A 21,985-nucleotide genomic window follows, 5' to 3' on the forward strand; every position below is an offset into this window, starting at 1 on the left:
TTCCAGAAGAGGAGCACGGAGCTGTCAGCTGGAACGGTAACCGTAGTATTGGCTTTGTTTTTATCTGCAAATACTACCGAAGCGGTAGCCGGAGTAAACGACCAGGTGCCTTTCGCGCCGAGCTCAGTGGGAGCAGTAGCGTTGAGGGTAAATACGGTTTTATCGCAGGCAATCTGGTTGGTGCCCGCATCGCGCATCTGCGGTTTTTTCAGACTTGTGATTCTAACAGTATCAAAGTTAGTAGCAGCACATTCTGAGTTGTCAATTTTCCAGAAGAGGAGCACGGAGCTATCAGCCGGAACGGTAACCGTAGTGGTGGCGCTGTTGATGTCAGCAAACTTCACAGAAGCCGTAGCCGGAGTAAACGACCAGGTGCCTTTGGCGCCGAGCTCAGTAGGAGCGGAAGCATTGAGAGTGAAGACCGTTTTATCACAGGCAATCTGGTTGGTACCCGCATCGCGCATCTGCGGTTTTTTCAGGCTGGTGATCCTAACGGTATCAAAGTTAGTAGCAGCACATTCTGAGTTGTCAATTTTCCAGAAGAGGAGCACGGAGCTATCAGCTGGAACGGTAACCGTGGTAGTAGCGCTGTTGATGTCAGCAAACTTCACCGAGGCTGTAGCCGGAGTAAACGACCAGGTGCCTTTAGCACCCAGCTCAGTAGGAGCAGTAGCGTTGAGGGTAAATACCGTTTTATCGCAGGCAATCTGGTTGGTGCCCGCATCGCGCATCTGTGGTTTTTTCAGGCTGGTGATCCTAACTGTATCAAAGTTGCTGGCCGCACATTCTGAGTTGTCAATTTTCCAGAAGAGGAGCACAGAGCTGTCAGCCGGAACGGTAACAGTAGTATTAGCCTTGTTTTTATCAGCAAAAGCTACTGAAGCGGTAGCCGGTGTAAATGACCATGTACCTTTGGCGCCGAGCTCAGTAGGAGCGGAAGCATTGAGAGTGAAGACCGTTTTATCACAGGCAATCTGGTTGGTACCAGCATCGCGCATCTGCGGTTTTTTCAAACTTGTGATCCTAACGGTATCAAAGTTAGTAGCAGCACATTCTGAGTTGTCAATTTTCCAGAAGAGGAGCACAGAGCTGTCAGCTGGAACGGTAACCGTAGTATTGGCTTTGTTTTTATCTGCAAATACTACCGAAGCGGTAGCCGGAGTAAACGACCATGTACCTTTAGCGCCCAGCTCAGTAGGAGCAGTAGCGTTGAGAGTGAAGACCGTTTTATCACAGGCAATCTGGTTGGTACCAGCATCGCGCATCTGCGGTTTTTTCAGGCTGGTGATCCTAACGGTATCAAAGTTGCTGGCAGCACATTCTGAGTTGTCAATTTTCCAGAAGAGGAGCACGGAGCTATCAGCTGGAACGGTAACTGTTGTAGTAGCGCTGTTGATGTCAGCAAACTTCACAGAAGCAGTAGCGGGAGTAAACGACCAGGTACCTTTGGCGCCGAGCTCAGTAGGAGCGGAAGCGTTGAGAGTGAAGACCGTTTTATCACAGGCAATCTGGTTGGTACCAGCATCGCGCATCTGCGGTTTTTTCAGGCTGGTGATCCTAACGGTATCAAAGTTAGTAGCAGCACATTCTGAGTTGTCAATTTTCCAGAATAACAACACAGAGCTGTCAGCCGGAACGGTAACCGTAGTATTGGCTTTGTTTTTATCTACAAATACTACCGAAGCGGTAGCCGGAGTAAACGACCACGTACCCTTCGCGCCGAGCTCAGTAGGAGCAGTGGCGTTGAGAGTGAAGACCGTTTTATCGCAGGCAATCTGGTTAGTGCCCGCATCGCGCATCTGCGGTTTTTTCAGGCTGGTGATCCTAACGGTATCAAAGTTGCTGGCAGCACATTCTGAATTGTCAATTTTCCAGAAGAGGAGCACGGAGCTGTCAGCCGGAACGGTAACAGTAGTATTAGCTTTGTTTTTATCAGCAAAAGTTACAGAAGCAGTAGCGGGAGTAAACGACCAGGTGCCTTTGGCGCCGAGCTCAGTAGGAGCGGAAGCGTTGAGGGTGAATACGGTTTTATCACAGGCAATCTGATTGGTGCCCGCATCGCGCATCTGCGGTTTTTTCAGGCTTGTGATCCTAACGGTATCAAAGTTAGTGGCAGCACATTCTGAGTTGTCAATTTTCCAGAAGAGGAGCACGGAGCTGTCAGCTGGAACGGTAACCGTGGTAGTAGCGCTGTTGATGTCAGCAAACTTCACCGAGGCAGTAGCCGGAGTAAACGACCAGGTGCCTTTAGCGCCGAGCTCAGTAGGAGCGGTAGCGTTGAGAGTGAAGACCGTTTTATCGCAGGCAATCTGGTTGGTGCCAGCATCGCGCATCTGCGGTTTTTTCAGGCTTGTGATCCTAACGGTATCAAAGTTAGTAGCAGCACATTCTGAGTTGTCAATCTTCCAGAAGAGGAGCACGGAGCTATCAGCCGGAACGGTAACTGTTGTAGTAGCGCTGTTGATGTCAGCAAACTTCACAGAAGCCGTAGCGGGAGTAAACGACCAGGTGCCTTTAGCGCCCAGCTCAGTAGGAGCGGAAGCGTTGAGGGTAAATACCGTTTTATCACAGGCAATCTGGTTGGTACCCGCATCGCGCATCTGCGGTTTTTTCAGACTTGTGATCCTAACGGTATCAAAGTTAGTAGCAGCACATTCTGAGTTGTCAATTTTCCAGAAGAGAAGCACGGAGCTGTCAGCTGGAACGGTAACTGTTGTAGTAGCGCTGTTGATGTCAGCAAACTTCACAGAAGCAGTAGCGGGAGTAAACGACCAGGTGCCTTTGGCGCCGAGCTCAGTAGGAGCAGTAGCGTTGAGAGTGAAGACCGTTTTATCGCAGGCAATCTGGTTGGTTCCTGCATCGCGCATCTGCGGTTTTTTCAGGCTCGTGATTCTAACGGTATCAAAGTTGCTGGCAGCACATTCTGAGTTGTCAATTTTCCAGAAAAGTAATACAGTACTATCAGCCGGAACGGTAACCGTGGTAGTAGCGCTGTTGATGTCAGCAAACTTCACCGAGGCTGTAGCCGGAGTAAACGACCAGGTGCCTTTGGCGCCGAGCTCAGTAGGAGCGGAAGCGTTGAGGGTAAATACTGTTTTATCACAGGCAATCTGGTTGGTACCAGCATCGCGCATCTGCGGTTTTTTCAAACTTGTGATCCTAACGGTATCAAAGTTAGTAGCCGCACATTCTGAGTTGTCAATTTTCCAGAAAAGTAATACAGTACTATCAGCCGGAACGGTAACCGTGGTAGTAGCGCTGTTGATGTCAGCAAACTTCACCGAGGCAGTAGCCGGAGTAAACGACCATGTACCTTTAGCACCCAGCTCAGTAGGAGCAGTAGCGTTGAGAGTGAAGACCGTTTTATCGCAGGCAATCTGGTTGGTGCCAGCATCGCGCATCTGCGGTTTTTTCAGGCTCGTGATTCTAACGGTATCAAAGTTATTAGCAGCACATTCTGAGTTGTCAATTTTCCAGAATAACAGCACAGAGCTGTCAGCCGGAACGGTAACAGTAGTATTAGCCTTGTTTTTATCAGCAAAAGTTACTGAAGCGGTAGCCGGTGTAAATGACCAGGTACCTTTGGCGCCTAGCTCAGTAGGAGCAGTAGCGTTGAGGGTAAATACTGTTTTATCACAGGCAATCTGGTTGGTGCCCGCATCGCGCATCTGCGGTTTTTTCAGGCTGGTGATCCTAACGGTATCAAAGTTAGTGGCAGCACATTCTGAGTTGTCAATTTTCCAGAAAAGTAATACAGTACTATCAGCCGGAACGGTAACCGTGGTAGTAGCGCTGTTGATGTCAGCAAACTTCACCGAGGCTGTAGCGGGAGTAAACGACCAGGTACCTTTGGCGCCCAACTCAGTAGGAGCAGAAGCGTTGAGGGTAAATACGGTTTTATCACAGGCAATCTGGTTAGTACCCGCATTTTGAACCGCTGGTTTTTTCAGACTCGTAATTCTTACGGTATCATAAGTAACAGCGGAACACTTGGAATTTGAAATCTGCCAGAAGAGTAACACGGTACTATCCGCCGGAACGGTAACAGTAGTATTGGCTTTGTTCTTATCAGCAAAGACTACAGAGGCTGTAGCTGGTGTAAACGACCATGTACCGAAAGCGCCCAGTTCCGTAGGAGCAGTAGCGTTGAGCGTAAACACGGTTTTATCACACGCAATCTGATTGGTACCGGCATCACGAACAGCCGGCTGCTTATAATTGGTAATAAATACCGTGTCATTAGTAGTTAAACATGGTCCGTTGGAAATAGTCCAAACCAATGAAGCAGTATCACCAACAGGTACTTTCACAGTAGCATTCCACTGCGTTGGATTGGTAATCGTAACTCTTGGATTAGGAGATGTCCATACGCCCGTTGCGCCCGCAGGAGCAGGCGTATTACCGGCTAACTGGAAGGCAGTAGCACGTTCACATTCTGTTTGATCGGTACTTGCGTTGGCAGCATTAGGCTTCGCAAATACCTTTACTGTTACACTCGCACAGGCTGTATTGCCACAAGGGCCGGTACTTTCGGCACGTACATAATAAGTAGTGGTAGCAGTTACATTATTAAACACCACTTCAGCTCCATTATTAATAGAGGAAGCCGGAGTAACGGCTACGCTGCCCGGTAAACCAGGACAAGCGCCGGTATACCATTTCCATTTATGGGTATTACCGAGAGAATCAGTTCCCAGGGAACCCCCGGTCACTTTTAAAGTAACATTACCGGAAACGCATATACTATCTATGCTGGCATCAATAGCAGTAGGAGCGGTTGACGGTTTTTCTACTGAAACAGAGAATGGTACAGTAACCTCACATCCGTGTAAGGTATCTTCCTTTGCTGTAATTACGAAGTCGTAACTACCAGCCGGTGTGTTAGCAGGCAGCGGCACATTAAAGGTACCGGAGGTATTGTTAGATGGCCATGCCTGGGCCACCGCTACAAAACCAGGCATCTTCCGGGTGCTGGCTACATCAAGCACATACTTCGTTAAAGTTCCAGGTGTTACATTGCTGTAGGCTACAGTAAAGGAGGCTACATTATTACAAACCGCGGCCGCAGTAACACTCAGCGTAGGCTTATCCTTAATGGTGAGCTTAACGGTAGTTGAGTTCGGACCAGGACAAACGCCATTGGAGATAGTCCACGTCAGCACAAAGGTTTTAGGCCGAGCATTGCTGACAACGGAGGCAATCGCATTATAAGCGGTGTCGTAGTTAATGGTGATATCCGAAGAGGTGGTACCGGGCTGTAATGTCCATTTACCGGTTTCACCAACACCTGGCTTACTGGCGTTCAACTGGAAATCACGTATCTCGCATTGTACCTGATCCAGGCCGGCAACACTTGGTGTGAGCGGTTTGGTGTTAATGAGTGTAACACGGTTGGTATCTGTACACGCAGCCAGCGCTTTGTTGGTAATTACCCAGAAGAGACGTACTGTATCACCCGCGGGAACACCCGTTACGCTGGTGGCGGGAGTAGTGGCACTGGTGATAACAGCTCCTTTGCTAGGACCGTTAAATGACCAGGTACCTTTCTGATCCGCAGGAGGCGTGCTCCTTTTAATATTAAAGGTAGAGGTATTACACTGTCTGTAGGTAGTATCCACATCTGCTATCGGTACCGACCGCACATTTACCCTGAATGTGTCAACCACCACGCAGGTTTTGTTGGTCACCACAACGTTATACGCTTTGGTACCGGTATCTGCCGGAACGTGGGTAATAGCAGGAACTTTACCTTTAATAGAATCAATTCCGTATTTCCATTTCCAGTTCAGGCTGTCGGCGGGCGCGCCTGTTATGCCTAAGTTCAGGTTAACCTGTGCACCAAGACAAATATTTACCGGTCCGCCTGTGATAGCAGTTACCGGTTTTTTATCTACAATAACCCTGGCAAATCCACTGTCCTTACATTGCCGCGGTTCGTTCTTCACGGAGTTCCAGCCATAATCGGCAATCCCGATAGCCCAGTAGTCTCTGGTGCTGTCGGGAAATACGGTCATTTTAGGACCAATATAAACCGGGTTCACTTTCCATTCATAGGTACTATATCCTCCATCTGCCGTCAGGTCCACACTTTCGCCGATACAGATCCTGCCGGACGAAATGGTTACTTTAGGTTTTGGGAGAATAGTGATCTTGGTGTATTTCGATGGAGACGCACAGTTGCTGACGTTCCCCGATTCGAGGATATTTACCCGGTAGTATTTATGTACTATCTGGTTGGGATCCCCTTTCAGCGCGCCATCCGCAAATGTGAGCGTGTTGGTGGCAGCTCCCGAAATACCATTTCCGTTTACAACAGGAAACCAGTCGGCCGGATTATTTTCGTCGCCGGTGTTACTGTAAAACCATTGGTATATTGGATTCTTAAAATAATCCTGGTTGGGATCATAAGTACCGTTCGGCAAATGACCATCCGGACTATATAACGCTTTAATAGTAATAGGAGCGCCTTCGCAAAGTGAATCTGCTCTTAATTCTGTATCAATCTGACCATCGATAAATGAGTAGATATCCGGGCTGCAATAATTAAAGCCGATATCATCTATCGCAATATCATTTCCGCAATCACCAAGACGGTCATTCACAATTTCCAGTGTAACAGCTGTTACACCTCCGGGTGTTTTAAAGCTGCCGCCATATTGCTGCCATGTTGAATAAGACAGGTTCATGGATACGTCGTAGGTTTTAAACCTGGCGAGTGTATCCCACAAAGCAGCGTTAGTACTGCCCTTTTTATTAATGATCAGAAAGGTAACCCCGGCATAGTGATAACCATCCCAGTTACCTGCCGCACAGTTATTGTTAAATACACCGTAACTGTTCACGTTCAGGAACCAGGCGCTGAAATTATAGGAAGAGCCCGGACATACCTGCACATTATTTTTAGTATAGAAAGATTTTTTATTGATAGATGAGTTGGCGATGAGCATACCACCCACGGAATCTACGGTGCTTCCTGTGTGGTCAGTTGCCTTTACCCACTCACTTCTTATTTGTGTATGCCAGAAGATATTGTAACTATCATCAATAAAATTAGCCCCGTTCAGAGGCATGGGTACATAGTTATATCCGGTAACCGCTGCGTTGGAGCGGCTGTCGGTTGCATTCTTTTTAAATTTACCAAAGTCCTCCAGGAAATCGCTTTTACTGGTGGTATTACCCAAACAGGGTTGAATGGTACAGTCTTTTACATAAATAGGCTTTTTAACTGTATACTTATTGTTTCCTCTGAACAACACTACGGTGACCTGGTACTGGCCGGCGTCGTTGAATTTAATGGTCAGAGAGTTCTTATTAATATTTGTGCTGTTATCCCGCAGCTGTCCCACTAACTCATGGCCTGGCCTGTTGTCAGTGGTGAAGAGAACATCATAGGTCCCCCCCGTGATGGTCCAGGTAGCCGAATCCGCGTAGTTACTGGTGTTATTCCAGAAAAAGGCATTCATACTGGCGAAACTTCCCTTACATATAGTATCGGGAAGGTTCATAAAAGGAGTGCCGTTTGCCGGCGCAGATTGTGCCGCCACCTGCTTATTAAGCAGCACAAACCCCAGTATCAGGTACAAAAAGGTTAATAGTCGTTTCATAGGTGCAAACAGTTAAGTAAGAAAAGTATCAGGGTTGAGCAGTTTGTTTGCTCAATCCATATTGTACCTCAACTCTTTACATCGGTTATCTTTCCCGGACGGTTTTTTCCGGCAGAGGGTGGAGCAAGTGTAAAATGGTTTCATAGGCGTCAGGTGTTTATACATGGTATGGCTAAAATATATAATTAAAATAAGATTAAAATTAGATATAATATAGTGAAATAAAAAAAGTGTTATTATTTGTAATATGATAAAGTGCCAGATAAGTTGGAGGAATGGGTTAGCGAAAAATTGATTGTCAATTGCTTAAAGGGGGTAAAAAAATATCAGAAAAGTTATCCACATTCAGGATGGGAGCTGAATTATTTGCAGGAGACTGTGCTTTATTAAATTATTTTCATACCTTTGCAGACCAAATTTGATGTAAGATGCCCAAAGTAAAGACACATTCCCGTGCCAAGAAAACGTTCAAGGTTGGTGGGAACGGACAGATTAAGCGGTTCATGGCCTTCAAAAGCCACTTACTGACTAAAAAATCTACGAAAAGAAAACGTAGCTTAAGAGGTAGTACGCTGGTTCATGAAGCAAATCTTAACCTGGTTAAGAGAATGCTCGGAATGCGCTAGTATCTGTCAAAAGAATCGAATTTTATAACCTGAGAAAAAACAAAGCAAATGCCTCGTTCAGTTAATGCCGTAGCTTCAAGAGCCCGGAGAAAAAGGATCTTAAAGCAAGCCAAAGGCTTCTACGGTAAAAGAAAAAATGTGTACACCGTAGCAAAGAACGTTCTTGAAAAAGGACTCACTTATAGCTATGTTGGCCGTAAATTAAAGAAAAGAAACTATCGCCAGCTGTGGATCGCCCGTATCAACGCTGCTGTTAGAGCAGAAGGGTTGACCTATTCTGTGTTTATGAACAAATTAGCCGGTAAGAATATCGACCTGAACAGAAAAGTTCTCGCTGATCTGGCTATGAATGAACCAGAAACATTTAAAGCACTGGTAGCTTCTGTAAAGTAAGACTTACCTGATAGTAAATACCCGGTAGCTGGCATCCCACAGGATGTCAGCTATTTTGTTTTTAGGATATATCCCGAATATCGCGGAACCACTACCACTCATCGCTGCGTATATCGCCCCGGAAGCATACATCTGCTCCTTTATCGCCCCCAGCACGGAATGTGCCCGGAACACCGGCGCCTCAAAATCGTTCGTCACTATATCTTTCCATTCTTCTACCGGCAACCGGATCATCTCCCGGAGCGAATGAACCGGCGTACCCGGAATGAGTTGCTTAAATGCCCAGCCCGTATTTACATGAATACCCGGATGCACCAGCAAAAAGGAATAGCCGGACAAATCCAGCGTTATCTCCTCCATGATTTCTCCACGCCCGGTGGCATAGCAAGGCTTATTGACAACAAAAAAAGGGCAATCACTGCCCAGTTGAGCGGCATAGTTCACCAGCGCGGCTTCCGGAAGCCCCAGCTGGTATTTCTGGTTCAGGAGCTGCAGCATAAATGCGGCATCCGCCGAACCACCACCCAGGCCGGCGCCAATGGGTATATTTTTCAATAAATGAATGTTCACCGGCTGCAGTTGCGGAAAATCGGCCTGCAACAACTGAAATGCCCGTATACAAAGATTATCAGCCGCATCACCGGGAACCGGAATGCCGCTGCTTTCAAACTGAAGCTGTGTATGCGTAATTACCTCCAGCGCGTCATTAACAGGCAGAGGATAGAAGATGGTTTCCAGGTCATGGAAACCATCCGGGCGCTTACCGGTAACATGCAGGCCCAGGTTTATCTTACAGTTTGGAAATACAATCATATAGTTAATTGCACGGCAAACCAACAGCTACAGTCTTTACACCGCCGGCTGCAGGGAGTATACGAAATAAAAAGTTATTTGCTTTTGCGGCTGTTGATCTCATCGCGGATAGCGATGGCACGGATATAATCTTCCTGTTCCAGCACTTCCTGTAACAGGGTCGTTAATTCCTCTACATTCAATGCTTTCAGGTCATCTTCCACACCTTTCTCATGCTCTGAAATAGTAGGGGTTACCGGCTTATTGGTTTTCTTACCGGCAGGGTCATCCAGCAGGATTCCCGCGCTGTTGAGGATATTTTCAAAAGTATAAATAGGGCATCCAAAGCGAACTGCGAGGGCCAGTGCATCCGATGTCCTGGAATCTATCTCTATTGTTTCGTCGTTGTTAGAACAGATAAGCTTTGAGTAAAAGATGCCTTCCTGCAGATTACTAATGACCACCTCCTGTAATTCTACATTAAAGGCGTTCATAAAGTTTTTCATCAGGTCGTGTGTTAAAGGCCGGCTGGGTTGCATTTTTTCCAGAGCTACTGCAATCGCCTGCGCTTCAAAGCCACCAATCACAATAGGCAAACGGCGCAAACCGTTTACTTCTCCCAGTACCACGGCATATGAATGAGTCTGCGTAATGCTGTGCGATAAAGCAACTATTTCCAGTTCTATTTTTCTCATATCTGTCTTGCGTTGTCGCTGAATAGTTTGTAAGACCGTGAAGTTAGAAAAATATTCCTTATCTAAAAAAAATCTATAATGATAAATCTATGATATAAGAATTACGGTACAGGAATTACGAATGAAAAATCAACACGATCTTAAAAATTGAATACCTCACTCGTAATTCTTATACCGTAAACCCTTTGATTAGCTCTGTTTCAGCTTTTTCACTGCGTCTGTAAGCTTAGGCACTATTTCAAATGCATCACCTACTATGCCATAATCTGCTGCTTTGAAAAAAGGCGCTTCGGGGTCCTTGTTAATGACCACAATCACCTTGCTGCCGTTCACACCGGCGAGGTGCTGAATGGCCCCGGAAATGCCCACCGCGATGTAAAGGTTGGGGCGTACCGTTAAACCAGTCTGACCCACATGCTCATGATGCGGACGCCAGCCTGCATCAGCTACCGGGCGGGAACTTGCGGTTGCTGCTCCCAGCGCCTTTGCCAGGTCTTCCAGAATTCCCCAGTTTTCAGGACCCTTCATACCACGGCCACCACTCACAATTACCTCCGCTTCGGTTAACGGCACCTCGCCGCTCACGGTTTCCGTTTTCACCACCTTCACTTTAAAATCAGCATCGCTGATAGCGGGAGAGAAGGCTTCTACTGTTGCTGTGGCAGTTCCCGGGTTTACAGGGAAGGTATTGGGTATAATGGCAATCACTTTCTTATCTGAGGTAATATTGATATTGGCAAAAGCCTTACCGGAGAATACGTTCTTTTTTACCACAAACCCGTTGGTCGTATCCGGATAGGAGATGGCGCCGGCCACCAGACCTGCTTTCAGCCTGGCAGATACTCTCGGCGCAATGGCTTTACCATCAAAATTATGAGGGAAGATCAGCACCTTACTGCCTTCTTTTTCTGCTGCTTCGGCAATAGCTTTGGTATATACAATGCTTTCCACTTCATGTAAGCGGGCATCTGCTGCGTGTAAAACTTTCTGTGCGCCATAGTTGCCCAGTGCGGCCAGCTCGGCAGCGTCAACAGGACCCAGTACCAGCGCAGTAGCAGTAGTACCCAGCTGTTCAGCCACTTTGGCGCCATATTGCACGGCTTCCAGCGCCGCTTTCTTGATTTTACCCTGTGCCTGGTCGGCGAATATTAATATAGACATGAATAATTTAATTAGTAGTTGAGAGATAGTTTACCCTTAGATCACTTTGGCTTCTTCGTGGAGCAATTTCACCAGTTCGTCCACGTTATCAGGACTGATCAGTTTAACGCCGGCCTTTGCAGGAGGCAGTTCAAAGCTTACTATGGAAGTGAGGGCATCTGCCGCAACAGGTTCCACCACCGTGAGGGGTTTGGTTCTGGCGGCCATAATACCGCGCATATTGGGGATCCGGGCTTCTGCCATTCCTTTCTGGCAGGAAACAACTACCGGCAGCGATACTTCACAAACTTCTTCTCCGCCTTCTATTTCCCTGTTAACAGTAGCTACTGTACCATTCAGGTCAAATTTGGCAGCTATGGATACATAGGGCAGTTCCAGCAGCTCCGCCACCATACCGCCTATACCGGAACCATTGTAATCAATGGTTTCTTTCCCGGTAAAAATAATATCGTATTGTTTATCCTTTGCATGCGCAGCTATCTGCGATGCAATATAGTAACTGTCTGCACTATCCGCATTTACACGGAACGCCTCGTCTCCGCCCAAAGCCAGGGCCTTGCGGATCACGGGATCACAATCTGCACCACCTACCGTAATGAGATGCACATCAGCCCCTATGGTTTCTTTCAGCTCCAGCGCCCTTACCAATGCATACCATTCATCGTACGGATTAATAATAAACTGTACACCAGCCTCATTGAATTTCGTGTTATTGTCCGTGAAAGCTATTTTTGCAGTCGTGTCCGGAGTTTTGCTGATACATACTAAAATCTTCATGGCCTTAAACTGTTTTGTTTTAAAATGCGGTAATAGCAAATATATCTAAATAATATACGCCAACCGCAGAGAGGGAAGATGATTTTAATCAGTGTCAGAGATCGACATATTGTATAATTAAATAATAACAAACGGAATGGACAGAATCGCACAAATAAAGCAGTTCCTGGCAGCCACACCTAACGACAGCTTCCTGAAACATGCGTTGGCGCTGGAATATATTAAGCTCAACGACGATGTAACAGCCAGGCAGTTGTTCGAAGAACTGTTGGCTCATGAACCCGGCTATGTAGGTTCTTATTATCACCTGGGGAAGTTACTGGAACGTGCAGGTGATAACGCCGCTGCTATCAGTACCTATGAAAAAGGAATGGCAATGGCCAAAGCAGGTAATGAAAGACATGCATACAACGAATTACAGTCGGCCTATGAAGACCTGGTATACTGATATTATTAATCCAACAAACAACGCATGCCTCAACATTTAGTAACTGATTTCGCTGCTTATATCTCCCGCCAGCAATTGTTTGATCCTGCACAAAAGGTGCTGCTGGCCGTAAGTGGTGGTGTGGATTCCATCGTAATGGCCTGGTTGTTTAAAAAAGCCGGTTACCGTGCCGGTATTGCCCACTGCAACTTTCAGCTGCGGGGCGAAGAATCTGAACGGGATGAAACCTTTGTGCGGAACATGGCTGCAACCCTGGAACTGCCGCTGCACGTGGTGAAATTTGATACCAATGCCTATGTGGCCCAACATCGTGTAACCATACAGGTAGCGGCCCGCGAACTGCGCTATCAGTGGCTGGAAGAAATACGCGCCGCTGAAGGATATGCGTATGTTGCTACTGCCCATCATATGCAGGACAGCGTGGAAACAGCGCTGATGAATTTTGCAAAAGGAACCGGTATCGCCGGCCTGCATGGTATTCTGCCAAAGCAGGAGCACCTGATCCGCCCGCTGTTATTTACGGAGAAAGACAGGCTCGTAGCTTATGCTGCCTTGAATAATATTTCTTTTGTAGAAGACAGCTCCAATATAACTGACAAGTATACACGTAATTATTTCCGTCACCAGGTAATTCCGCGCTTACAGGAAGCTTTTCCCGGTGTGGTGAAAAATATGTCGGCTACCATTGAACGGATGAAGGAGGCGGAAATCCTTTACCAGGAAGCATTGACGAAGCACCGCAAACGGCTGCTGTTTCAGCAGGGGAATACCTGGATGGTACCGGTGCTGAAGCTGCAGAAAACAATTCCGCTGCAAACAATTGCCTGGGAACTGTTCCGCACTTTTGGCTGTTCTTCCGCGCAAACGCTACAGGTATTGTCATTGCTGGAAAGTGAGTCCGGCCGTTATGTTGATACTGCCAGTCACCGCATCGTGCGTAACCGCCAATGGCTGCTCATTACCCCGCTGGCAACAACAGCGTCGCCACTGGTGGTGATTGAACCGGGACAACAACACATTCACTTCGGCGGCGGACAATTACAGATCCGTGAACAGGAGCGGGGTAACGCCGGTATTCCAACAGCGCCGGAAATTGCCTGGCTGGATTCCGCGCAGGTCAGCTTCCCGCTGATCCTTAGAAAATGGAAACAAGGGGATTACTTTTACCCGTTGGGTATGCCCAAAAAGAAAAAGGTAAGCCGCTTCCTGATTGATCAGAAGTTATCAATGCCGCAGAAAGAAAATGTATGGGTGCTGGAGTCCAACAAACGTATCGTGTGGCTGGTAGGAATGAGGGTAGATGACCGGGTGAAAATTACGCCCAAAACGAAAGCAATACTTAGTATCACTTTTGCGAAATAACATCTGTTATTAAAAGGACTGGCTTCCAATTTTGGAAGCCAGTCCGGAGAGGTGGTTAATTAATATGTGTTACTCAAAAAACTCATGAGCATATTCAACTGTCCCGGAGATTCCTTCCAGTCCTTTTGGCACAAGTTCCACAGCCATGCAATTTTCCGCAGGAACTTCAAAGGGCAGGGAAATGCCAAAGTTAACTGTTGGCACATAACCGAATTTAGGGTAATACCCGGCGTGGCCTAGCAGTATCACTGATTTGTGGCCTGATTCAGCTGCAACGCGATGCGCAGCCATAATCAATTTCCCACCAACTCCCTGTCCCTGGAAATCGGGATCCACAGCTACCGGAGCTAAAGCCAATGATGGCCATTCCCCGCTACCGTTTTTGATGTAGATTCTTGTCAGTAAAATGTATCCAACAATTCGGTTATCAATTTCTGCCACCAGGGATAATTCCGGGATAAAAGCAGTCGAGTTCCTTAATCGTTCTACCAGGAATTGCTCTTTATGGTCTGAATGTTCTAAAGCGCTAAAAGCTTTCGTAATCAGGGTAAAGACATGTTTATGGTCAGCGGATGTTTCCTTCCGGATATTTAAATGTGCGGTCATTGTATAAATATTTACCTCATCGTTCAAGTATTAAAACTTTAAACGATAAAAGATCATGTTCAATAATAAATAAATAGATAACGTGCCATAGGTCTATGGCAGTGGTATAGCGCCCGGAAATGGGCTATTATGCTATTGCAGAGAGGCGATATATGAAGTTGTTACTTAACATAGGACACGAAAATAGGATTTTAAAATTAAACTACCTATAATTTATAAGGAAATTTTACATGATCCGATAGGGTTTCCATATTTTCAGCAGAATGCTTTCGCCGGAAAAGAAAATGGGAGGAGTCTATCAATTATAGACTCCTCCCATTTTGTAATCTATTGTTTGTTTTTTGAGTTTTTTAGTAGAAAATATATTGAGAATATAAACACAATTCCGTAAATAATGGCTAATCCTGTATTCTCAAATTTTAAATTTTTGAAGTCGAATTGCTTGAATAATGTTACACCTAAAATGATTGCTACAACACTAAAAGTAAACGTTAGTGCCTTTTTCTTTTCCATATTTCTATTGTTTTATTATCAGGTTATTGATGTTGCTGAAAGAATTGCCGGCAGCGTAAATGTTATCGGTAGCCCGGGTACAGTAAGCAGCACCTAAAAACCCGCGTTGCACCAGGTCAAAATGTATTATGCTGATAGGATTCAGGGGTATTCCGGCGAAAGGAGACATGCTGCAATTGTATTTTCCTCAAAAATCGAAACAAAAAATTTGTAAATGCCTACACCGGGGTGTAAATTTAGTTTTCTATAAATTTTGTACATGAAGCACAACGCCGGTTCTACCTTACTGACCACCAATAAGCTGGGAGATATCACGGAAACCGACCAGCACTACCTGGAGGCAGTAAAGGCCTTTGCCCGCCTGAGCTACGAGAGTATATATGTGATCGACTATAAGGACATGTCGTTCGAATACGTTTCAGAAAATCCGCTTTTCCTGTGCGGGTATAGTGCGGCCGAGGTATTGCAACTGGGTTATGAGTTTTACTTCCGGCAGGTTCCACCCCAGGACATGGAGTTATTATCGCAGCTCAATGAAGCAGGCTTTGAGTTCTACGCGCAACTTCCCGTGGAGGAGCGAATACTTTACAGTATTACCTATGATTTTCATTTGCGCCATAAAAACGGCAAACAAATCCTCATCAATCATAAACTAACTCCGCTCTTCCTGACACCAGAGGGGAAGATGTGGAAGTCTATGTGCGTAGTATCCTTATCGCGGCAGCAGGCTGCAGGGAATGTACGGATTTACAGACAGGGGAGCAACGAGATGTGGGAGCTATCCATTGGAAAAAAGAGCTGGCAGAAGTTGGTAAAGCCTTCGCTCACGGAAAGAGAGCTGGACGTTTTGCGGTTGCATGCCCAGGGCTTTTCAATCGATCAGATTGCGGAGAAGTTATTTGTTGCTCCGGATACGGTGAAATATTACCGTAGAAAGATCTTTGAACGGCTGGAGGTGGGCAATGTGATGGATGCGTTGTCGTTTGCAGTGGCAAGTAAGTTGATTTGAGGGGTAGCTAAACGAATTTAGTGTCTCCGGGGCGTAGGCAACTATTTTCATTGTGTGATGGACTATTTCAAAAACGGAGACCTGGGTAAAAGCTACTAGAAAATAGTGGGCTAATACCAATGACGCAGTAGCAGGTAACACTCAATTATACGATTGCCTAAATTCCAGTGGTGTCAGTAGTGTTTTCTTTTTGAATAGTTTGTTGAAAGACTGCGGATATTCGAAACCTAATCGGTAGGCTATTTCATTTACCGATAAGTTGGTTGTAGTAAGCAGTTCTTTTGCCTGCTCAATAAGATAATTATGCAGGTGCTGCTGTGTGGTTTGCCCTGTAAGATTTTTGAGCATATCATTCAGATAATTGGCAGATACAAAAAGACGGTCAGCAAAATATTGAACCGTTGTTAGTCCTGCTGTTTCAGCTTTACCTTCTTTAAAATATTCTTTTAAAAGAGTTTCGAATCTTACTAGTAAATCATTAGATACTTTTTTTCGGGTAATAAATTGACGGGCATAAAACCGGTTACAGTAGCTAAGTAAAAGGTCTATATGTCCAATTAAAACATCCTGGGTGTGGCTATCGATCCTTTCCACGATTTCCCGTTGCAGATTTTGCATTAAACCCACAATAATTTCGTCTTCGGCTTCTGAAAGATGTAGCGCTTCATTGGTGGCGTAATCGAAAAAACCGTAATCTTTTATTTTTTTTGCAAGTGGATAACCATGAAGAAAATCGGGATGGATAACCAGCATCCAGCCTTCTACTTTGGTGGGCTGGACACCCTCCAGGCTTATTAATTGCTTAGGTGCATAAAAGGACATTGTACCATTGTCAAAGTCGTAATATTTATGGCCATATTTGACCCGTCCATCAAAATTTCTTTTCAAAAAAATGGTATAAAAATTAAAGACGATTGTTGCCAGACCCTCACTTGCATTGGGGCTGATATCTTCAAGTTTCACGACACTTATCAACGGATGGGCAGGCTTTTTTAGATTCATTACAGCATGATAGTCCGAGACAGAATCGAATATATATGGGGTACTTTTTTTCATAATATAAATAATATAAAGAGAAGAAATCTCCAGCACATAAAACAGCTGGAGATCAAAATATTATAGATTTACACCTTTCATGCTTTGCGCATCGTACCTGTCACCCGTATCTGTTCCTAAAGGAATAATACGTTCCAATCGGCTTAGATCTTCTTGCGTCAGTGAAATGCTTGCTGCTGCTATATTCTCTTCCACATATTTCACTCGTTTTGTCCCCGGAATAGGCGTGTGTCCTTTGGCAATAACCCAGGCAATAGCCAATTGTGCAGACGTGATATTTTTTTCGACTGCTACTTTTTTAATTTCATTCACCAATTCCACATTCTTGTAAAATTGCCCGCCTTGATATTTGGGTATAAATTTTCGGAAATCATTTTCGTTAAAATCTTCGGGCTTTTGTATTTCGCCATTTAAAAATCCCCTTCCTACCGGTGAATAGGCAATCAGACTGATGCCTAATTCTTTCAGCGTATCCAAAATGCCCAATTCTTCAATTTGTCTTTCAAACAAGGAGTATTCGGACTGAACTGCCGTAAGCGGGTAAACTTGGTGTGCTTTTCTGATGGTTTCAGAATTTACCTCCGAAAGACCTATATATTTTACTTTTCCATCTTTTACTAATTCGCCCATTGCTTCTACGGTCTCTTCAATGGGCGTATTGGTATCCAATCGATGCAGATAATACAAGTCAATATAATCCGTAGCAAGATTTTTTAATGAACGTTCTACAGCTTTCTTTACATAATTTTTACTTCCATTTATTGCACCTGTAGCTTGTCCATTATCATCAATTTCAAATCCGAATTTTGTGGCTATAATGAATTTCTCCCTGTTTCCCTGAATGGCTTTTGCAATTAGCCGTTCGTTGAGAAAAGGACCATATATATCTGCCGTGTCCAAAAAATTACCGCCCAATTCTAATGAACGGTGAAGGGTAGCAATCGCTTCTTTCTCATCTGCTTTTCCATAGATATCTCCCCCGAACCCTGTTGTCATACCCATACAGCCCAGACCAATCGTTGGTACAGTAAGTCCCTGATTGCCCAATTTCACTTTTTTAATATTGCTCATAGATTTATATTTTAATTTATAGCAAAATTATGCTACACTACATTCTTAAAAGTGTCCAAATCCCATGATGTTGTATCCAAAAACCTTTTTGCAGTAAGTGTGTTGCTTTTTAGAAGAGGAGACGTTATGCTCGACATATGTTGGAATAACTCCAAAGCAATACCGTAATAAATTATCTTAATAAGATTGCGGTTTGCCAAATGCCCCCTGAAGTTAAGCCATCATAAACGGCATGGTTTGAATTCTGGCTGGGATATTCGGGTTATGAATTATCAATTTTTGTAACGCACTAAAACTATACTGCGTTATAAATTAAACAGGGATAGCATCTGACTAACCATTTTTAGTTTACCGAACCGCAATTCGTCGCCTGCATTAATAACAATTAACAATGCCTCTTGACGATCATATGTACAAAATAAAACAGGACAAAGTGAATATTTTCACTTTGTCCTGTGTGGTGACCCCGTCAGGATTCAAACCTGAAACCTTCTGATCCGTAGTCAGATGCTCTATTCAATTGAGCTACGGAGCCATGCGTTTATAGTGGATGCCAAAGGTAGGAGATTTTTTGAAAATCCCAAATAGTTGTTAAAAAAATCCTGCAATCTTCTGATTTACACTTACTTTTACATCAATTGCTTAATTATTATACGAAGTGAAAATTCAACTCTGGAGCATAGGAAAAGAACATGATCCCTACATCAGGGATGGGATGGCTGTTTTTCAGAAAAGACTGCAGCATTACGTGGATTTTGAGGTGAAATTGATCCCGACGGTAAAACAGGCCGCCAGTTTATCTGTTCCGGAATTGAAGAAACAGGAAGCAAAAATTATCCTGGATATGTTGCAGCCCACCGACTTTCTGCTGGCGCTGGATGAAAAGGGAAAGATGATGACCACTGTGCAATTTGCCGACTTCCTGCAACAACGTAATAATGCAGGTACGCGGCAGCTGATCATATTAATCGGCGGTGCATTTGGTATCGATGATGCCGTGCTGCAAAGAGCGCAACTGAAAATGTCTTTATCCCCGCTTACTTTCCCGCATCAGCTGGTGCGTCTTATTTTTGCAGAACAATTGTATCGTGCCTATACAGTTTTAAACAGAGAAAAGTATCATCATCAATAAGTACCTTTACTATCTAAATAAACCGGCTATATGACGCTTTCCATCAGTTTGATCATTATCATTATTACCTGTCTTGTTTCCTATACTGCCCTTAAGAACTATGACCAGCTGGACAAGATGAGCCTGCAACCCTATATGGTACAGCGTTACAAACAATATTACCGCTTTATTACTTCAGGGTTTGTGCATGCCGATTTTCAGCATCTTATTTTCAATATGCTTACCTTATTTTTCTTTGGACCGGCCATTGAAAATTTATTCATGCAGCTTTTTCATAGCAAGCTGGTTTATATCTTATACTATATACTGGGAATAATTGTTGCGAATATTCCATCTTACATAAAACACCGGAACAACTCCAGTTATTCTTCCCTGGGCGCTTCGGGCGCAATTTCCGCGGTAGTGTTCACCGCCATCATGATAGATCCGTGGAACACTATCTTTTTATTTTTCATCCCCATTCCTGCGGTAATTTATGGCGTTTTATTTCTCGCTTTATCAGCGTATATGTCGAGAAAAGGCGGAGACAATATCAATCATGATGCGCATATGTGGGGAGCATTATTCGGAATTGTATTTCCACTGATCTTCCATCCTGAACTGGGAACCTATTTCCTGGAAGCGCTCAGGCATCCACGATTCGGGCGATAAATAAAAACGGCCGGCAGTAGTGGTATTTTCCGCTCCTGCCGGCCCGTCTCAAAAGCTGCCATACAGGCCGGTTATCTGCTGAAGCCTGCTTCTTCTTGATATGCCAGGTGAACAGTTGGATGATATATTTCCAGTAAGCCGGAAGCGTTAGCAAGATCCTTAAATTGAAATTGACGATATAAGCCATGTGCATCGCTTGTATTCAACATCTTCCTCCTCAAGCGCTTTGACCAGGGCTGATCCAGTATATAGGCTAACATTTTTTTTGAAATGCCCTTCCCCCGGTATGCGGGTAATACAAAAAAGTCGGCGAACCATCCGAAAGTATAGTAATCGGTAATCACTCTTCCAAACCCTACCTGTTCACCATTTACAAAAGCGCCGGTACAAAATGAATGGGTCAGTGAATGATCTACCAGCGCATAAGAAATGCCTTTGGCCCAGTAGGAGTCTTCCTGCAGGAAACGATGTATCATCTTAACATCCATATTTTCCTTACCTGTTTTAATGATTACTTCTGGCATATTTATGTATAGTTTTTATGCAAAAATAATCATGACGGCTCAATGGGTACAGTCACAGTTTTGTGTATTTTGATAGACACAGTTATCTTTATCCTATGAAGAACGACTTTCTATACGTGGAGATATCAGATAACATGGCAAAGCTGATCAGGAACGGAGTTTTAAAAGCGGGTGACCGCCTGCCTTCCGTAAGAATGCTATGCCGGGAACACAACATCAGTATGAACACTGCCAAAAGGGTATTCCTGGAACTGGAAGCGCAATCGCTTATCGAATCAAAGCCACAGTCGGGGTACTTTGTAAGCAGGCTGCCTTATCAGAGGCTTCCGCTTCCGGAAGTAAGCAAACCTTCACCGGTCAGTAACAGTAAGGAGCCAGCAGAATTGATCGGGAAAGTTTATGCCAACATGGGTAAAAATAACCTTACGCTTTTTTCTGTTGGCGCGCCGTCCAATGAATTATTGCCTTTGGCAAAACTGAATAAGGAAATAATGCATGCCACCCGGGAACTCAGCGATAGCGGTACCGGGTATGAACAGTTGCAGGGCAACGAAAAGTTGCGGAGGGTAATTGCTGCCCGCTCTTTATCATGGGGAGGGAGCCTCCATGAAAATGACCTGGTAACTACTGCCGGAGGAATGAATGCGTTGTCTTTTTGTATGATGGCGCTGGGAAAGCGGGGGGATACCATTGCTATTGAAAGTCCTTGTTATCCGGGCATCCTGCAACTGGCGGGTAGTTTAGGGCTAAAAGTATTGGAGCTGCCTACGCATCCGGCTACAGGTATTGAATTGGATGCCTTGAAGAAAGCCATCCCCAAAATCGACCTCTGTTTGCTGGTTCCCAACTTCAATACGCCTTTGGGCTCTTGTATGCCTGATGAACATAAAAAGGAAGTGGTGAAACTTTTGGCCAGACATGGCATTCCGCTTATCGAAGATGATATTTATGGCGATCTTTATTTTGGAAGGCAACGTCCCAAATGTTGCAAGTCGTTTGATCAAGAAGGTACAGTGCTGTGGTGCAGTTCTGTTTCCAAAACCCTTGCGCCAGGCTACCGGGTAGGCTGGGTAGCACCTGGTATATACAAAGAGCAGATCCTGAAACTAAAACTGGTGCATGCCATATCCTCGCCAGCAATTACGCAGGAGGCAGTAGCCGGCTTCCTGAAAAGTGGGCGGTATGAAAATCATCTGCGTAAGCTTCGGCACACTTTGGAGAGCAATTATCAGCACTATATAGAGGCCATCGCCGAATATTTTCCGGCAGGTACCAAAACAAGCAGGCCACAGGGTGGGCTTGCCTTGTGGGTGGAGTTCAATAAAAAAATCAATACTACAGAACTGTTTGACAGTGCCATGAAACAAAGGATCAGTATTGCTCCGGGAAGGATGTTTACCATGCAAAATCAATTTGAAAACTGCATGAGACTTTCTATCGGCCTGCCCTGGTCGGAAGAGGTACAGCTTAAATTGAAACAGCTGGGTAGATTGGTTGCAAATTTATGAGTTACTGCCCGGTGCTATTTATCAATTTAATTTCCTGCTATTATTTTTTTTACAGAA

At 44.9% G+C, this 21,985-nt stretch carries 19 protein-coding genes and 1 tRNA gene; 8 read left to right on the forward strand and 12 right to left on the reverse strand.

Features of this window, described 5'->3' with window-relative positions:
• Positions 1 to 7,604, reverse strand: a 7,604-nt coding sequence (locus PV783_RS30325; RefSeq protein WP_420990666.1) for a hypothetical protein, incomplete at its 3' end; no start/stop codon positions are given.
• Positions 7,605 to 8,032: 428 nt separating this feature from the next.
• Between PV783_RS30325 and rpmI the strand changes: the two genes are divergently transcribed.
• Both rpmI and rplT read left to right on the forward strand, forming a co-directional pair.
• Positions 8,033 to 8,230 (forward strand): 50S ribosomal protein L35, encoded by a 198-nt coding sequence (gene rpmI / locus PV783_RS30330; RefSeq protein WP_079471802.1) that lies wholly within the window; start codon positions 8,033 to 8,035, stop codon positions 8,228 to 8,230.
• A 48-nt stretch (positions 8,231 to 8,278) separates the two neighbouring features.
• Positions 8,279 to 8,623: a 50S ribosomal protein L20 gene (gene rplT, locus PV783_RS30335; protein ID WP_078673350.1), complete on the forward strand. Its 345-nt coding sequence runs from the start codon at positions 8,279 to 8,281 to the stop codon at positions 8,621 to 8,623.
• 3 nt (positions 8,624 to 8,626) lie between these two features.
• On the opposite strand, the gene ispE is transcribed toward rplT, so the two are convergent.
• From ispE to PV783_RS30355, 4 genes are all read right to left on the reverse strand, one after another.
• A complete protein-coding gene (ispE, locus tag PV783_RS30340; RefSeq protein WP_420990667.1) occupies positions 8,627 to 9,436 on the reverse strand; it encodes a 4-(cytidine 5'-diphospho)-2-C-methyl-D-erythritol kinase in 810 nt (269 codons plus the stop codon).
• A 74-nt stretch (positions 9,437 to 9,510) separates the two neighbouring features.
• Positions 9,511 to 10,110 carry a bifunctional nuclease family protein gene (locus PV783_RS30345; protein WP_079471804.1) on the reverse strand — a complete coding sequence of 200 codons (600 nt, stop codon included), beginning with the start codon at positions 10,108 to 10,110 and terminating at the stop codon, positions 9,511 to 9,513.
• Positions 10,111 to 10,299: 189 nt separating this feature from the next.
• On the reverse strand, positions 10,300 to 11,271 hold the full coding sequence (locus PV783_RS30350) for an electron transfer flavoprotein subunit alpha/FixB family protein (protein ID WP_420990668.1): 972 nt from the start codon (positions 11,269 to 11,271) through the stop codon (positions 10,300 to 10,302).
• Positions 11,272 to 11,307: 36 nt separating this feature from the next.
• Positions 11,308 to 12,048: an electron transfer flavoprotein subunit beta/FixA family protein gene (locus tag PV783_RS30355; protein WP_420990669.1), complete on the reverse strand. Its 741-nt coding sequence runs from the start codon at positions 12,046 to 12,048 to the stop codon at positions 11,308 to 11,310.
• 136 nt (positions 12,049 to 12,184) lie between these two features.
• On the opposite strand from PV783_RS30355, the gene PV783_RS30360 reads away from it, so the two are divergent.
• Positions 12,185 to 12,496 carry a tetratricopeptide repeat protein gene (locus PV783_RS30360; RefSeq protein WP_079471807.1) on the forward strand — a complete coding sequence of 104 codons (312 nt, stop codon included), beginning with the start codon at positions 12,185 to 12,187 and terminating at the stop codon, positions 12,494 to 12,496.
• 24 nt (positions 12,497 to 12,520) lie between these two features.
• Positions 12,521 to 13,858 carry a tRNA lysidine(34) synthetase TilS gene (gene tilS, locus PV783_RS30365; RefSeq protein ID WP_420990670.1) on the forward strand — a complete coding sequence of 446 codons (1,338 nt, stop codon included), beginning with the start codon at positions 12,521 to 12,523 and terminating at the stop codon, positions 13,856 to 13,858.
• A 69-nt stretch (positions 13,859 to 13,927) separates the two neighbouring features.
• Here tilS and PV783_RS30370 read toward each other — a convergent pair whose 3' ends face one another.
• From PV783_RS30370 to PV783_RS30380, 3 genes are all read right to left on the reverse strand, one after another.
• Complete coding sequence (locus tag PV783_RS30370; RefSeq protein ID WP_420990671.1) at positions 13,928 to 14,491, reverse strand: GNAT family N-acetyltransferase; 564 nt, start codon at positions 14,489 to 14,491, stop codon at positions 13,928 to 13,930.
• A 300-nt stretch (positions 14,492 to 14,791) separates the two neighbouring features.
• Entirely contained in the window at positions 14,792 to 14,977 is a 186-nt protein-coding gene (locus tag PV783_RS30375) for a hypothetical protein (RefSeq protein WP_420990672.1), read from the reverse strand.
• 4 nt (positions 14,978 to 14,981) lie between these two features.
• Entirely contained in the window at positions 14,982 to 15,146 is a 165-nt protein-coding gene (locus tag PV783_RS30380; protein WP_420990673.1) for a hypothetical protein, read from the reverse strand.
• 90 nt (positions 15,147 to 15,236) lie between these two features.
• Between PV783_RS30380 and PV783_RS30385 the strand changes: the two genes are divergently transcribed.
• Positions 15,237 to 15,986, forward strand: coding sequence for a response regulator transcription factor (locus tag PV783_RS30385; protein WP_420990674.1), 750 nt, complete (start codon positions 15,237 to 15,239; stop codon positions 15,984 to 15,986).
• A gap of 141 nt (positions 15,987 to 16,127) precedes the next feature.
• On the opposite strand, the gene PV783_RS30390 is transcribed toward PV783_RS30385, so the two are convergent.
• The 3 genes from PV783_RS30390 to PV783_RS30400 all read right to left on the reverse strand — a co-directional run bounded on the left by PV783_RS30390 (position 16,128) and on the right by PV783_RS30400 (position 18,648).
• Positions 16,128 to 17,042: a helix-turn-helix domain-containing protein gene (locus PV783_RS30390; protein WP_420990675.1), complete on the reverse strand. Its 915-nt coding sequence runs from the start codon at positions 17,040 to 17,042 to the stop codon at positions 16,128 to 16,130.
• A 60-nt stretch (positions 17,043 to 17,102) separates the two neighbouring features.
• The gene (locus PV783_RS30395; RefSeq protein ID WP_420990676.1) at positions 17,103 to 18,113 is read right to left on the reverse strand and encodes an aldo/keto reductase; all 1,011 of its coding nucleotides are present in this window, start codon (positions 18,111 to 18,113) and stop codon (positions 17,103 to 17,105) included.
• Between the two features lie 458 nt (positions 18,114 to 18,571).
• Positions 18,572 to 18,648, reverse strand: a tRNA-Arg gene (locus PV783_RS30400).
• Positions 18,649 to 18,771: 123 nt separating this feature from the next.
• Here PV783_RS30400 and PV783_RS30405 point away from each other — a divergent pair.
• Both PV783_RS30405 and PV783_RS30410 read left to right on the forward strand, forming a co-directional pair.
• A complete protein-coding gene (locus PV783_RS30405; RefSeq protein ID WP_079471812.1) occupies positions 18,772 to 19,245 on the forward strand; it encodes a 23S rRNA (pseudouridine(1915)-N(3))-methyltransferase RlmH in 474 nt (157 codons plus the stop codon).
• Between the two features lie 30 nt (positions 19,246 to 19,275).
• Positions 19,276 to 19,896 carry a rhomboid family intramembrane serine protease gene (locus PV783_RS30410; RefSeq protein ID WP_336388602.1) on the forward strand — a complete coding sequence of 207 codons (621 nt, stop codon included), beginning with the start codon at positions 19,276 to 19,278 and terminating at the stop codon, positions 19,894 to 19,896.
• 71 nt (positions 19,897 to 19,967) lie between these two features.
• Here PV783_RS30410 and PV783_RS30415 read toward each other — a convergent pair whose 3' ends face one another.
• A complete protein-coding gene (locus tag PV783_RS30415; protein WP_420990677.1) occupies positions 19,968 to 20,420 on the reverse strand; it encodes a GNAT family N-acetyltransferase in 453 nt (150 codons plus the stop codon).
• A gap of 95 nt (positions 20,421 to 20,515) precedes the next feature.
• Here PV783_RS30415 and PV783_RS30420 point away from each other — a divergent pair, with 95 nt between their 5' ends.
• Complete coding sequence (locus PV783_RS30420; RefSeq protein WP_420990678.1) at positions 20,516 to 21,928, forward strand: PLP-dependent aminotransferase family protein; 1,413 nt, start codon at positions 20,516 to 20,518, stop codon at positions 21,926 to 21,928.
• Positions 21,929 to 21,985 lie beyond the last annotated feature (57 nt).

This window comes from Chitinophaga sp. CC14, from assembly GCF_048957795.1.
Classification (GTDB): domain Bacteria; phylum Bacteroidota; class Bacteroidia; order Chitinophagales; family Chitinophagaceae; genus Chitinophaga; species Chitinophaga ginsengisegetis.